The organism is Lyngbya aestuarii BL J, from assembly GCF_000478195.2.
Taxonomy (GTDB): Bacteria; Cyanobacteriota; Cyanobacteriia; order Cyanobacteriales; family Microcoleaceae; genus Capilliphycus; species Capilliphycus aestuarii.
The window spans coordinates 1-14481 of record NZ_AUZM01000035.1; the positions used below are offsets into that span (position 1 = coordinate 1).

At 40.9% G+C, this 14481-nt stretch carries 11 protein-coding genes; 4 read left to right on the forward strand and 7 right to left on the reverse strand.

The window, feature by feature from the left end; translation table 11 throughout:
• Together M595_RS15320 and M595_RS15325 are read right to left on the reverse strand one after the other, a co-directional pair.
• On the reverse strand, window positions 1-409 hold a 409-nt coding region (locus M595_RS15320), incomplete at its 3' end, for a helix-turn-helix domain-containing protein (protein ID WP_040484176.1).
• 308 nt (window positions 410-717) lie between these two features.
• Window positions 718-2607, reverse strand: a complete 1890-nt coding sequence (locus M595_RS15325) for an alpha/beta hydrolase (protein WP_023067281.1) — start codon at window positions 2605-2607, stop codon at window positions 718-720.
• A gap of 215 nt (window positions 2608-2822) precedes the next feature.
• Between M595_RS15325 and M595_RS15330 the strand changes: the two genes are divergently transcribed.
• Window positions 2823-4937 (forward strand): diguanylate cyclase, encoded by a 2115-nt coding sequence (locus M595_RS15330; RefSeq protein WP_052001788.1) that lies wholly within the window; start codon window positions 2823-2825, stop codon window positions 4935-4937.
• Here the strand turns inward: M595_RS15330 and M595_RS15335 are convergent.
• From M595_RS15335 to M595_RS15350, 4 genes are all read right to left on the reverse strand, one after another.
• On the reverse strand, window positions 4926-6239 hold the full coding sequence (locus M595_RS15335; RefSeq protein ID WP_023067249.1) for a DUF2330 domain-containing protein: 1314 nt from the start codon (window positions 6237-6239) through the stop codon (window positions 4926-4928). The genes M595_RS15330 and M595_RS15335 overlap by 12 nt on opposite strands.
• Window positions 6240-6261: 22 nt before the next feature.
• On the reverse strand, window positions 6262-7104 hold the full coding sequence (locus tag M595_RS15340; RefSeq protein WP_023067280.1) for an RnfABCDGE type electron transport complex subunit D: 843 nt from the start codon (window positions 7102-7104) through the stop codon (window positions 6262-6264).
• A gap of 82 nt (window positions 7105-7186) precedes the next feature.
• A complete protein-coding gene (locus M595_RS15345; protein WP_023067271.1) occupies window positions 7187-8227 on the reverse strand; it encodes a patatin-like phospholipase family protein in 1041 nt (346 codons plus the stop codon).
• A 34-nt stretch (window positions 8228-8261) separates the two neighbouring features.
• Window positions 8262-8894, reverse strand: coding sequence for an HAD-IB family phosphatase (locus M595_RS15350; protein ID WP_023067244.1), 633 nt, complete (start codon window positions 8892-8894; stop codon window positions 8262-8264).
• Between the two features lie 119 nt (window positions 8895-9013).
• Here M595_RS15350 and M595_RS15355 point away from each other — a divergent pair, with 119 nt between their 5' ends.
• Both M595_RS15355 and truB read left to right on the forward strand, forming a co-directional pair.
• Window positions 9014-9907, forward strand: coding sequence for a calcium-binding protein (locus tag M595_RS15355; protein WP_023067252.1), 894 nt, complete (start codon window positions 9014-9016; stop codon window positions 9905-9907).
• A 43-nt stretch (window positions 9908-9950) separates the two neighbouring features.
• On the forward strand, window positions 9951-10880 hold the full coding sequence (gene truB, locus M595_RS15360; RefSeq protein WP_023067265.1) for a tRNA pseudouridine(55) synthase TruB: 930 nt from the start codon (window positions 9951-9953) through the stop codon (window positions 10878-10880).
• Window positions 10881-10914: 34 nt separating this feature from the next.
• On the opposite strand, the gene M595_RS15365 is transcribed toward truB, so the two are convergent.
• Entirely contained in the window at window positions 10915-11811 is an 897-nt protein-coding gene (locus M595_RS15365) for a calcium-binding protein (RefSeq protein ID WP_023067278.1), read from the reverse strand.
• 971 nt (window positions 11812-12782) lie between these two features.
• On the opposite strand from M595_RS15365, the gene M595_RS15370 reads away from it, so the two are divergent.
• Complete coding sequence (locus M595_RS15370; RefSeq protein WP_238987083.1) at window positions 12783-14474, forward strand: DUF1565 domain-containing protein; 1692 nt, start codon at window positions 12783-12785, stop codon at window positions 14472-14474.
• Window positions 14475-14481: the final 7 nt, after the last annotated feature.

The following is a 14481-nucleotide window of genomic DNA, read 5'->3' on the forward strand; positions in this document are numbered from 1 at the left end:
CTGGATTCTCCTTGAATTGAGGAAAAAGTAACGACTTGAATTGTCCGTACTTCTTGAAGCGTGGAAAACCAAATCCTCTGTTCTGGAAATATTCCCAACTTCTATGCAACTGCTTAATAGTTTGTTGAAGAACTTGAGAAGGAACTTTGCCCAATTCGGGAAATTCTTTCTTCGCTTTCGGCAAGTTGTTGAGCTGTTGAATTTCACCGGGAAACTTGCTCTCAGCAGGGAGGATATATTCCCTTTCAAGAGAGCATCTATCGACCAAGCACAGAAGACTGTTACACCAATCTTTAATCTCTCGCAACGCATAGTTAAATGCACTGCGACAAGTCTCCATCCACTCAATGATCTGTTGCTCTTGAGCGGCATCTGGATAGATTCGGTAACGATGAGTAAGTGTCAGCATCCTCGTATTATAGTAGATTTACTGGATAATAGTACAGCACTAAATGTTAAGTTTACGGACATTGAGTCCTAAACTTAACTGGGGGAGTCCATGGATGAGGGGCTGTCTGCGTGGGTTTCCCGCGCAGTTTATACGCCCCGTCCCAACACCAACCTGAGTAAAGGTACGGTTTCGGTCATAGCTCCCCCAAACCCCCTCAAAAAGATAAATCAGCCAATTTTCCAGTATTGACTGTCTATGAAAATCGATGGGTACAGATTAATTCCGAGGGTGAAAATATTGGTCACAACTGGATTTTGAAACCCTAATCAGTTTGAGTGGGTTTCCCGATTTATAAACGGCTGACAAGGCCAGAAGCGAATGGGTGTATCTGCTATTAAGCGATTAATTTCACCTATTGTTTCGGTGTGAGAAAAATCCTCTCGGGTAATTAAGCATTTCAAGATATCAAAACTTGGGGTTTCAACCTGATGATAACCGCCATGAACATCGATTTTTCCGGAAAAGAAGAAGATAATATTAATAGCGTCAATGATCAAACCATTCCACCTATTTAACTTAAAATTGACACGATTAATCCCTTTCATTAAAGAACAGTCGAGATAATTAAATTTCTCAAATAAGTCATAGGCAGAAGTCGGTTCTACGGCAGATTGCGATGTGATCATCACTCGAATATAAGGACGATATTCTGTCTGATTTTGAAAGGCTTTAACAGGTTGGAGATAAACGTTTCCTAATCGTAATCCTGACATTTCCAAACTGGGTTCTGTAAACCAATTGGCTAATAAGGAAAGGTATCGGAGAACGATATCTCGATCACTTGAGAATAAGTAGATATCTTGACAGCGTTGAATGGCAGAACGGACATAGTTGTTGCGTCCTTCTCGTAGGAATTCTAGGGGAATGTCGGGAGATGATAAAATTAGTTTATTCACAATCAGATAATCTCCCATCTGACTTTTTTCTTCGTCAATTCGTTCGTCTTTGCCAAATTTATCGGATAATATTCTTAAAACATTTACTAATACTAAAGCTCCCATACTATGCCCAATAAAATTAACATTTAAAGAGGTAAAAGCGGGAATTTTAGCTTCAGTATTAGGGTCAAAAGGCATACTAATATAAGGATTTTCTCCCAATACTTTATCTAAACGCCAAAAGAACTCTGCTAAGTCGGGTGCGCCGTAATGAATGGCTCGATAGCGATCGCGTTGATAGACAACTAATCGCAAAATTTGCATCAACAGTAACCACAAAACAAAGACGACAAAAGTTACCGCTTGCCATTGTTTAATTAATGAACCAATTTTAGAGAAATTAAACCAAGCCCAAATCGGATCTAAAATGGTGTCTAATCCTAAAATTTGTAAGAGGGGAACAATGGCTAATGCACTGAGAATATAAAGTACCGTTCCGGCTAACCAAGCTAACACTGCAATGGTCAATAAAAACTTAAAGAAAATCCCCCAATTGTACCGTGCATCTATCCAAAGACTTGGGGTTAAAAATGGCTGTTCTCCCGGCCAATTGTAGCCAATATAAGCACTTTTATCTTCTAACGTTCCAATATAATTAATCGGCCCTTTTAAACATAATGATTCGGCTTCTCTCTCAAAAGAGTTATAAAATTGTTCGGCGGTCGTTGCGTAACCATGGGTTCTCAGTGTAATGCGGTTAAAACTTTGCGATCGCAGGATAATTCCAAATTCAGCAATATTAAACAACGGACGAAATTGCTCCATTGGCGGTAATTTTCGAGCCACATTTAAGGAAGTTGGGGCTGTACTTACCACTAAAAATATGTTAGAATATTGTCGATTGGCATAAACTTCAAAGTTGCGACTAACTGCTTGGGTAAACTGTTTATTGTACCAACTATTAAGAGTCAGAATTACATAATCTTCATCGACTTGTTTGGCAAATTCGGGGTATTCGTTTGGATCACAAGTTGAACGCAAAGCTTCTGCAATTGCCTGTTCTCGTTGATAAGATCCATAGGTTGGTAAACCATAAATAGCTTGGGTTTTTACCCCTGGAGGTTGAATATAAGCAAGCTGTACAATACGGGCTTTTGTCCACCAGTCAGAAAACGGTGCTGCATTGCGAACAATTGACTCTAACCAACGGTGATCGCTTTTTAGGGTTTCTTTCTGCCAATAAAAAGGCAAACTGTCATAGGTGGGCTGAATTTCCATCGTTGTTGTAATATTGGATTATACTAAGAGATTCATTCTATTTATAACAGGTCGTGAGGCGTAACACTAGATAGAAGCCTCTCGATCAAATTGATCAAAATAAATACTTAGACAAAAAAATTTAGAGTTATAAATATTTGTTAAAATTCATGTCGCAAACTCGAAAGCTCTATTCAGTTTAAATTTATACTTAAGTTCTTACTCTTGCCATAGCGATGATCTTAAATCCAAAACAACGAATGCGGCTGTCTTCCACAATCCAAAAATTCATTGTCTCGACTCCAAAGATGAGAGTTGAACCGATTTCACGCCAATTCTTACGATATTTACCTGCACTGACTGTAATTAGTATTTTTAGTCTTTCTGTGTTGCTGTGGCAAGCCCTAGCCTTACAACAAAAGAAACAAATTGAACGCAAAACCGACTTAGAAGCAACCAGCGTTGCTAACCAAATTAGTAATCAGTTAGAGGAACGTATTTTAGCTTTAATTCGCATGGCAGGACGCTGGGAACACTCAGGACGTCCGATTCAGCAAGAGTGGGAGAGAGATGCTATTCTTTACACTTTGCATTTTGGGGCTTATAAGGCGATCGCTTGGGTTGACTCCGACTATCAATTGCGTTGGATTGAACCGGATCTAAGTCTAGAATCAATCTATGATAACAACGCCTCAATCAAACAATCCTACAAAGATATCTTAAACAAAGCTTATACACAACGTCATCTTGTTATCCAACAAATCCCTAGCTTTAACGCCTCAAAAAATACAGATATTGTGGTCATAATTCCCCTTTTTGCAAGACTAGAAAAAACTTCGTTAGAACAAGCACAAACAAGTAGAGAAGATCGTAAATATCGCAGATTTGATGGATTTATTATGACGGCTTCTCCAGTTAACCAATTATTTGAAATATTAGTGAGCGAAGAAATCCTCCAGGGATATGCAGTAGAGATTTGGGATGGTGATCACAAGATTTATGAATATTTAGATCCGCAAAAACGCAGTCTAACAACATTTATGAAAGAAGCAGACGTGAACCTCGATAGCGTCAATTGGCGAGTGCGGGTTTATCCAACCGAAGAACTTCTCGCTTTAGAACAAACTCATTTACCTATCATTGTACTCGGAAGTGGAGGGTTAATCGCCCTTTTGATGGGTTTGGTAATTCGTCAGGCGCAAATTTTAAATCGTCGGGCAAAAAAATTTGAAATGGCAAACCAAGACCTTCAAAAAGAAGTTGAAGAACGTCATCGGACTGAACAAGCATTACAACAAACGTATGATAATTTAGAACAACAAGCACAAGAACGAATTGCTTGGGTCAATACACTCGAACAACGCAATAAAGAAAGAACTTTACTCAACCGCATGAATGATTTATTACAGGCTTGTTTAAGCACAGAAGAAGCAACCCAAGTTGTTTCTAAAACAGTTCCGTTACTCTTTCCTGAAAGTTCCGGCGGGATTTATTGGATTAATAATTCTCGCACCTGGGTAGAAGCGATTGCGAATTGGGGAGAAACTCTAACCAGTAAAATCGTATTTGCACCCCATGAATGTTTGAGTTTACGTCAAGGTCAACCCTATTTATCAGATGAAACAGACATTGGTTTACCCTGTCAACACGTAGAACATTCTCATGCTCTTTCTCATTGGTGTATTCCGATGATGGCGCAAGGAGAAGCCTTGGGAATACTCTATTTGAGTTTTTTAGAAGTTCAAAATTTCAACGAAAACCAACAACAACTCGGGACAATGATTGCCCGTTCGATTGGGTTAGCATTAGCCAATTTAAAACTCCGAGAAAACCTGAGACATCAAAGTATTCGAGATCCCCTCACTGAACTTTTTAACCGTCGCTATATGGAAGAATCTCTCGAACGGGAAATTAATCGAGCGACTCGTAAACAGCATCCGATTGGGATTTTAATGATTGATGTTGATCATTTTAAGCGATTTAATGATACCTATGGTCACGATGCGGGAGATAGTGTTTTAAAGGTGATAGGTCAGTTTTTACAAAGTCAAGTTCGAGGGGGCGATATTGCTTGTCGCTACGGAGGAGAAGAATTAATTTTGATTCTTCCAGAAGTCAACTTAAAAGATACCCAAAACCGAGGGGAAAAAATTCGTGAAGGGGTCAAAAAATTGAAACTTAAAAAAGGTAGCCAGGAGTTAGATCAAATTACCGTCTCAATTGGAGTGGCTTGTTTCCCCGAGCAAGGGTTAACGGGAGAAGTTGTGATTCAAACCGCAGATGCAGCCCTTTACAAAGCCAAAACCCAAGGACGAGATCGGGTGGTTACCGCAGATGAGTTAATTCCATAACCGTCGCCACCAAGGTTCTTCTTTAACGGGGGGTAAATTAGCTTGAGTGCGAATTTCGTTAATATCCCAATTGGTTAACCGGGCTAAATTTTTAATTTCTTGTTCTTGTCGTTCTTGAACAGATTCTTGATAGGCTTCAGCGAGATCACAAGTGATTTCACCTTTGTAGGGATGATTAATCACATAACGTCCTTGAAAAAGTTCTTGATTTCCGGTTGCTTGAAACTGTAAATCTTCGGGGAAAGTTTCCCGAGTATACCGCACATGAACGCGACTAATAAATACATTTGTTGGTTGTCCGGGGTTTAACCAAAATACACCTGCTTGTTTCAATTCTTCAGGAGTTAAAGGGTCAGCCGCACAAGGATCACAACCTTGCATATTCCAAGCATATTCTAAAAACGCAACTCTTTTTTGTTCTCGTTTGTAGGCAGTTTGAAACATGGCTTGATAAAAGTCAGCAAACTTATTTTGAATAAACTCAGGAACATCAATATTAGAAGGAATTTTGACGGTGCGATAATTGGTAATTTCGGTTTGACCTTGAGGAGATAGCAAATAAACAATTAAATCTTGTTCTCCGGTGGCGTTGATCATTCCTAAGCGAATAGGTAACATAAATCTAGGTGATTCATAAGCCATCATCAACGGACGTAACGATTGAAAACCCACCCGATCAAATTCAGTTAAATTAACTTTAGCAACAAAAAACTTTAAATTTTGCCGAATATAAGGTTGTAAAAGTTGACTCGCACCTTGAGGGATTTGATACCCATTTTGAATCAGCCACGTTTCTAATCCATCTGATTCTTTGGCACTCAAAATAATAATATCATATTCTCCGACTGTAAAGCGAGATTCAATCGTAACACCCAAGGTTTTATCACTTTGGGCTTCTGGTTCCGGCGCTGATTCTAGGAATATATCTCCACCGCCTCGGGTTCCTCTAGGATAATAAGTACAAGGATTTTCATCAAAATATTCGACCAGTCGAGGCGCACTAAACGCATCAATTCGTTCAATAATTTTGGGTTCTCCAATTCGCACCTGATCTTCAGTTAAAACAACGGGAACGGGAACGACTAAAGCAAAATCTTTGACTTCACCTTTGTAGTCATTTGCCATTGTTAATACAGTTCGATATCCATCTCTAGCGAGAATCACTTGAGAAGCTTCGTTGTATAAACGGCTATCGGCTTTGGCGACATAAAATCCACAAAATGCCCAAGCATAAGGCGCAAATGGAGTAATAACGGCTAAAATTAAAAGGCATAAAATCAAAATTTTATAAATCTTGTTCATGGTGAAAAAAGAGGAAAATAGGTTACACAGAAGACCGGGTTAAGCGAGTATTCAGCCAAATAAACCGAGGGGCTGACCAAATCTCATCGAAAATAAGAGTGAGGGGAGAGAGGATAAATAATGCCCAAAATAAAGCTGTTGACAAAAAGAATAGATGCTGTAAAATAAATGTTAGACTGGCAATCATAACCGCCCAAACAATCCGGCTTTGAGAAGCATTGGGAATTGAACGAGGATCGGTTAACATAAATAGGGCAAATAAAAGCAAACTTCCACTCATTAGCTGATGAGTATAGACATCAAAACTCCATCCTAAATAAAGAGAACGAACGGCTTCGAGTCCGGCGTAGGTGGTTAAAAAGGTAGCTGAGGTTTCCCATCGTCCGACTTGTTTTAAAATCATTCCACCCAGTCCTAAGAAGAATAGGAAATACCAACTTTCAGTTCCCCACTGTCCAGGAGAAACCCAAGCATCAGAGGTGAGGGTTAAAGCCGCAATAATCCCAAAGTTAGCCGGGTTGAAAAAATGTTTCCCTCGATGATGTAAAATAAACTTACTGGCGATCGCCAAAACTCCAGCTAAGATCATTGTTGTATAACTATTAGCCCGGAGTAACAAGCATAACCCTAAAGCCGTAATTAAAGCACTTTTCCATGAATATAGACTGGGTTGATCGAGATTACTGATTAGACGAGATTGAGAATTTAATTGTTGTAACCTCATCATGATTCCCTGGGTTAACAAACAAGTAAAAATTACCGTAATTATTAATTCCGGTTTAATTGTCCAGTCTCGGGTCATTACCCCTAACCCTAAAAAGATAGAAAGAAACAAAATTTGAGCATTTCGAGCATCTTTAAACATTGTTTTTTAAGGTCTGCTATCTAGTGATCTATGACGCTATTCGAGAGTTTAATTGTTCCAGAATCTTCACCCTATTTAAAGTTTATATCAACAATAAATCGATAAAATCATCCAGACGATTTTTATATTTTTCAGTTTGTTCTTGACCTAATTCAATGATCGCCCGAAGATTTTTATCAGAAGTATCATCAATAGGAAAGATATCTTCATCCTTCAAAATTGGACTAATTCGTAAATATTGACTATGTTTTTCTATGGCATCATAAATTTGCTTCATCTGATAATCTACCGTCTCAGAAACTCCGGTCATAATGATATCAAATAAAGGAATTAACCATTCAATTTTACCCCAATTTTTAGCTTTATTGTAAGGATAAGTTCGTTTAACATCTCCAGTTCCCAGAGAAAGAATCACCATTGCTTCAGCCGTAGGGCCACTTTCATAGCGTTCGTCTAAATTAAAATAACGGTTAAATTTGTGACGGGCTTCTGCATAAGCACAAAGAGCGGGATTATTCGCAAAAACACCCCCATCAACACAGGTATAAACTTCGTTTTTTAACGATCTAAATTGAGCAACTTCAAAGAATGTGGGTGCCGCAGTTGTCGCCCGAACTACATCTCGAACTAAAAAATCATATCGAGAGTCAACTCGGGCATCATGTTGAGTAAAAAAATGGGTTTTACGTTGTTCAATTTCATAAGCCGTAATTAAGCTAGGTTTTAAAAGTTGACTTAATCTTAAATCTCCAAAAAAAGTTTTTAAGAGCTTTTCAAAACTATAGTGAGAATACTTTTCATTTAAAAACCCTCCAAAGTTTAGTAAACTATGTAAAAAAGATTTCGCAAAAATTTGATTAGACTTTTGATAATAAAACTGTAAGACTTCCTCGGCAGAAAGTAAGGGTTTATTGGGGGAGTTGGGATCAGGGCATAAATATAAGCTAGTTAAAATTCCTCCGGCACTACTTCCGGCGATCAAATCAAAGTATTCAGCCAGTTTAGCCTGGGGATTCCCCGTTTTTTCTTGAATTTTATGTTCGACATAAATCAAAACCTGAGCAGGAATTAAGCCCCGCATTCCACCACCATCTAGAGATAATATTCGAGTAAATTTAGACATAATAAATTCAGAAATTAGGAATACTAAACCAAAACTAAAGATTCCAGTGTCGAGCTAAATAATCACGAACTTCCCAAAAATCATTCCAAACAATATAAGGCTTTTGCTGTTCGTCGAGGTATTGAGCCAGGCGATCGCGAGCAAACACCAGCGGCGCACTTAAAGCCATATTTAAGTCGGTGACTGAATCCCCAATCGCGACTTTTTCCTCATGTTCATACAAATCCATAATCTTAACTTTGGCAACTAATTCAGTGCCACTTTCAAACTCAGAATGCACCTGCCAATACTCACCCTGAGTCGCGATATCAACCGCATAAATTGCTGCGACACGATTCACTAACTCTCCTAATACTGTTTCAACCATCACCCGAATTCCACCGGAAACCACAACCAGAGGAACCGCTTGATCATCGAGAAAATCAATCAACTCCACCAATCCTGGGCGAATGTGCTGATCATGAGAAAATTCAATCACCTCTTGATATCGCACCGAAGGAATCGACTCCAACATCTGTCGCACCCCTTGACGAAGGGTTAACTCTCGATTGTACAATTTTGGCATAATCTCCGCTGAGATTTGGGGGGTAAACTGTTTGAGCATTGCCACAAAAGTTTCTTGAGCGGTAATCGTACCATCAAAATCACAGAAAATAATCTTATTCATCGGGGGTTTAGCAACCGTCTATACTGACAGCAACAACAGATTCGTGAGTTGATAGAATATCAATCAGATCTGCTGTTGATTGAGCGTGCAATTTAACCTTACACAACTTTTTTACGATTATGACATCAGTCGGTGTAGTCCCTAGTGATTCAGGAATTCCCCGCGTTCTCATACCGGAACCCACACCCACACCCGCACCCACGCCCGGAGAACCCTCACCAAGCCCAGGAGAACCCTCACCAAGCCCCGAAATTGACTTTGATGACGCTCGACGGATTGATGATCCCGATGGGGATACACTTCGAGGAACAGCAGGTGCAGACTTGCTACTGGGTAATGTTGGCCCCGATAGTATTTATGGTACGGGAGGACGCGATACGATTTATGGACGTGGCCCTGATGATAGCGGTGATAGTGATGATTCTCTCCGAGGAGATGACGGAAATGATCTCCTGTTTGGAAATCAAGGACAGGATACTCTGATTGGTGGAGAAGGGGATGATACGATCTATGGAGGTCAGGGAGGGGATTCAATCTATGGTGGTGAACCGGGTGATGATCAACAACGTGATGATGTCAAGTTGCTCTTTGGTAATCTTAGTAATGATACGATCATTGGCGGTATAGATGATGACTGTCTCTACGGCGGTCGAGATAACGATAGTCTGATTGGTTTTGATGGAGATGACTATCTTTCGGGTGATGTAGGCAGTGATACTTTATTTGGAGGTGAGGGAGAAGACTCTTTTGTGATCGGTGAGAATGGAGCAACTTCGATTGCGAGCCAGACTGATTTTATTCTTGACTTTACCGACGATGATGATGAGATTCTCCTCATAGATGGTCTACGGTTTGGAGATTTGGAAATAGAAGATACTACAGTTGGCGGACAAAGTGGAGCCTTGATTCGGATTGATACCGATAGTAATACTAATGATTTGTTTATTGGGTTTGTTGTTGGTGTCAGTGAAAATGATCTTTCATCGGGTGATTTCCGCACGTTGAGTGAATAAGTTGTTAAAATCAATAAACGTTTTTGCCTTTATTCGTTGAAATATGCAGGGCTTTATCAATCTCAATAAACCTGCGGGTTGGACTTCTCATGATTGTGTGGCTAAAGTCCGTCGTTTTTTGAAGTTAAAACGGGTCGGACACGCAGGGACACTCGATCCGGCGGCACTTGGGGTATTACCTCTGGCTGTCGGAAAAGCAACTCGTTTGCTGCAATTTTTGCCCACTCAAAAGGCTTATCGAGCAAAGATTCGTTTTGGCATGACCACCACAACAGATGATTTAGAAGGCGAAACTCTCACCACTCATAAAATTACCGAATTAAAATTAGAACAAATTCAAGCGATTTTACCCCGTTTTTTAGGTAAAATTGAACAGATTCCCCCTCGCTATAGTGCCATTCAAGTTGAAGGAAAACGGTTGTATGATTTAGCCCGTCAAGGAAAAGTTGTAGAGGTTCCCAAACGCACTGTTGAAGTTTTTAATTTAGAAGTTTTAGGCTGGAATTGTGGGGAGTTTCCTGAATTAGAATTAGCAATTACTTGTGGGGCGGGGACTTATATTCGCTCAATTGCCCGAGATTTAGGCGAAATGCTCAACACTGGAGGAACCTTAGCACATTTAGTTCGGACTCACAGTAGCGGCTTTGATTTAACAAACAGTTTAACCATCGAAACGTTAGAATCTCAAATCAAACAAGACACTTTTCAACTGATTCCTGCGTCTATCGCTTTGAAACACTTAGAAGCCATTACACTTTCTTCGGCTGAAAAGGCTAAACGCTGGTGTCAGGGACAACGAATAGTCTGTGAATCTGAAAATAGCACTCCCTCAATTTTTAGAGTCTATCATCCTAACGGTTTACTTTTGGGGCTAGGTCAACGAGTTGTCTGTGATTCTCAAATCGTTTTAAGTCACCAAATTGTTCTGGCCGACGGGTCTCAAGTTCATCCCAAAGAAGGCAAGGCAAACTGAAGCCAGTATTGCCCTACCCAAAAGAGATCACCTCTTAGAATACCTCGAAATCTCCAGAATTGAGTTCGGGGTTATTTAAGATGGTTGCAACTAGCTGTCCATCAAAGTACAGTTCACCTGTTTCTTGGACATAGACCAAAGGTGTCTCTGCTGCCGCTCTTTCAGCATCCGTTCCTACCAAAGTAAACTCAGCAGCTTCGACATCTCCACCGAGGGCATCGAACACATCCCCACCTAAAGCAATGGTTTCTCCACTCTCAAAAGCAACAATGGTATCTGCATCACTTCCGCCTGCAAAGTTAAAGGCATAGGTATCTGTTCCTGCACCACCATTTAAGCGGTCATTACCCTTATCTCCTAACAGAGAGTCGCCACCATCTCCACCTTGGAGGGTATCATTGCCTTGACCCCCAAACATGGTGTCACTTCCAGCATCCCCTTGAAGTAGGTCATTGCCTTGGTTTCCGTAGAGGACATCATCACCGTCGCCCCCTTGCAGTGAATCATTGCCCTCACCCCCAAACAGACTATCAGTACCACTGCCTCCGGCTAGGGTGTCATTACCATCATCCCCTTGGAGTCGGTCATTATCAGCCCCACCGAACAGATAGTCCTCTCCTTGACCCCCGTAAAGAGCATCGTCTCCGGCTAGACCATAGGTGGTATCACTGCCTTCGTTACCAAAGATTTCGTTGGCTCCGGTACCGCCGAATATGGAATCATTACCACTCAGACCAAAAATAGTCGCATCAGGATTATTAGCTCCGGGAACAATAACATCGCTCCCCCCTTGTCCACGGATTTCTGTAACACCGGTGAGGGTCGGTTGGATTCTATTGTCACCTGCGGCTTGTTCACCCAGGACAAGGTTTCCTCCTCCAATACCGCCACCGATTACCTCTAAACCCGCACTTCCACCAATATCTGACATATCTCCTCCACGCGAGAGTTGTACATTTGAATTTCAACAATGGGATTCTACAATAGGAGTCGTGTATCTGGCAGATTCTTTCTGCTATTGAGGTACAAATTTACCAGATCTTTCGTTTAGTCTAAGCCAAATCCGGTCTGGCTTACATGGAAAAATAACAGAAGACCCAGTGTATCAAAATATTATGAGTTTTAAGTGATAACTGGGATGTTTTAGCAACTTGACTTTAAGTTTTCATTATGGGACACTTTATTTTTCTCACTAGAGTAAGGCTTAGTTATCAACAAGTCAATTTCTAAAAATTCTGTATCAGAATATCAGAATTGCTTGAGAAAATGCAATAGGTTTTGGCATCAACTGAAAAATTACTGGATTCCAGACGTACTGACGATCCTGTACAAACTCAGCCTTAGTTACCTCCTCACCTAAAACGCCTTTACCCCTAAAGCAGTCGTCTGGAGAAAATCAGAGGAGACGCTTGTACTCCCCAATGATGGAATTCCCCGAGTCTAGCATTGGAACTATCTGATTACTGATCCGGTCTGGAAACAGGGGCAAGGACAAATCAACTAGAGAAACACCAAATTATAAAAGCTACGTGTCACCATACCATTTACGGTGACGCTCGTTGTGCATTAAATGTTCCCAACTCATCCCACAAAACTTAGAATTCTAGAGAAACTGGATAAATCAGCCCGTTATTGAGTGAGTGTGTCCGCGAGTCACTATAGATCGTTCGGGGGTAATGGGAGGCGGATGAAGTATTTTCTGGACTCTCATTTTGAGAGAAAACAGGTATTGATCAAACTCGTTCTAGCTTAAGTGTTAAATTCGTTAAAATTCTCACAGTTGGATCGATAGGAATATCTGCGAGATGATTTGATCTGTTTTCAGACCCTAAGTTCAATCGACCATCCTCAATCACCGACTGTTCCTCACTTTGAGCTATGAATGACCCCCTAAAAAATTCTATGACTAAACCCTGTTTTCCCTTACAAGTTTTTACAAAAAGGCCCTCACCGTTTGTCTTTTATGGTGAAAGAATTCGTCAATTGACTTTAACCCTGATTTTAGGAGTTACGGCTTCTGTCGGCACCCCAACTCCGACAAACGCTCAACCCTCTCCGGCTTTCCGAGGAAGATTTTCACAAACTCCCCAACCCCAACAACTTGTTCAAGCCCAAATCATTTATGTTGATCCCGTTAATGGAGTCGATAGCGACACCTCGGGAAATCAAGCCAATCCCTTCCGTACCATTACTTCGGCCTTACAAAAAGCAACATCGGGCGTGACGGTTCAACTTGCACCAGGAACCTATAGCCGACAAACCGGAGAAATTTTCCCCCTTTCTGTTCCTGATGGTGTTGTATTGGTTGGAGATGCTTCTAATAATGGTCAAAATGTGGTGATCACCGGAGGCGGAAACTTTGTCAGTCCTACTTTTGCTCGTCAAAATATAACACTGAGAAGCGAGGGAAACAGCCAAATTAGCGGCATCACTGTCACCAACCCGAATACACGCGGTACTGCTCTCTGGGTTGAATCCTCTACACCCACAATTACCAGTTCAACTTTTGTCAATAGCAAACGGGATGGTATTTTTATTAGCGCAGAAGGAAATCCTAAAGTTGAGAATAATATCTTTATTCAAAATGAAGGAAATGGTATTTCTGTTGCTCGTTCCGGTCAAGGAGAAATTCGCAGTAACTTATTTCAAAATACTGGATTTGCCATTTCTATTAATGATCAAGCCGCACCTCAAGTTCTGGAAAATCAGATTATTGAAAATCGAGATGGGATAGTTGTTTCCCATGCCGCTCAACCGATACTGCGTAATAATCTCATTGAAAATAATAGCCGAGATGGAGTCGTGGCGATCGCTCAATCTCAACCCAATTTAGGGACTTCTGAAAATCCGGGAAATAATATTATTCGCAACAATGGCCGCTACGATGTTTACAACGCCACTCGCGGAAATACCCTGTTTGCGGTGGGCAATGAAATTGATCAAAGTCGCATTTCCGGGGCGGTGGAGTTTGTGGCGGCGTCTGTCAATGCACCGAATGTTGATCTCAATGTCGGTACTTTATCTGATTTGCGGGGTCATTGGGCGCAACCTTATATTGAGGCTTTAGTGACTCAAGGGATTATGTCAGGATTTGATGATGGTTCATTCCGTCCCGATGAACCGATTACTCGGGTACAATTTGCGACAGTCGTACAAAAAGCATTTTCACCTGCGCCTCAACAACCTGCGGCTAATTTTAGTGATGTGTCTCAAAATTTTTGGGGATACAATGCCATTCAAACGGCTTATCGGGCGGGTTTTCTCTCGGGATATCCAGATGGTCAGTTTAAACCTAACGAACAGTTAACTCGGATTCAGGGGATTGTCGGGTTAGCGAAGGGTTTGGGTTATACTTCTGAGAATACTAATGTGTTGTCGGTCTATCAAGATTTTAATGAGATTCCCAACTGGGCGTTACAAGCGGTTGCCGGAGCGACTCAAAAGCAACTGATTGTTAATTATCCTCAACAAAATCAGTTAAATCCCAATCAAGTCGCGACTCGTGCTGATATTGCGGCGTTTGTTTACCAAGCCCTGGTTAATGCTGGAAAAGCCCAAGCGATTGATTCTCCTTACCTCGTGAGTAATCCCTAACTTTCCC

Coding starts and splice junctions, on each gene's coding strand:
- M595_RS15365 (WP_023067278.1), bottom strand. CDS start 11,811: ATGTCAGATATTGGTGGAAGTGCGGGTTTAGAGGTAATCGGTGGCGGT.
- M595_RS15370 (WP_238987083.1), top strand. CDS start 12,783: ATGACTAAACCCTGTTTTCCCTTACAAGTTTTTACAAAAAGGCCCTCA.
- M595_RS15325 (WP_023067281.1), bottom strand. CDS start 2,607: ATGGAAATTCAGCCCACCTATGACAGTTTGCCTTTTTATTGGCAGAAA.
- M595_RS15330 (WP_052001788.1), top strand. CDS start 2,823: ATGATCTTAAATCCAAAACAACGAATGCGGCTGTCTTCCACAATCCAA.
- M595_RS15340 (WP_023067280.1), bottom strand. CDS start 7,104: ATGTTTAAAGATGCTCGAAATGCTCAAATTTTGTTTCTTTCTATCTTT.
- M595_RS15355 (WP_023067252.1), top strand. CDS start 9,014: ATGACATCAGTCGGTGTAGTCCCTAGTGATTCAGGAATTCCCCGCGTT.
- truB (WP_023067265.1), top strand. CDS start 9,951: ATGCAGGGCTTTATCAATCTCAATAAACCTGCGGGTTGGACTTCTCAT.
- M595_RS15335 (WP_023067249.1), bottom strand. CDS start 6,239: ATGAACAAGATTTATAAAATTTTGATTTTATGCCTTTTAATTTTAGCC.
- M595_RS15345 (WP_023067271.1), bottom strand. CDS start 8,227: ATGTCTAAATTTACTCGAATATTATCTCTAGATGGTGGTGGAATGCGG.
- M595_RS15350 (WP_023067244.1), bottom strand. CDS start 8,894: ATGAATAAGATTATTTTCTGTGATTTTGATGGTACGATTACCGCTCAA.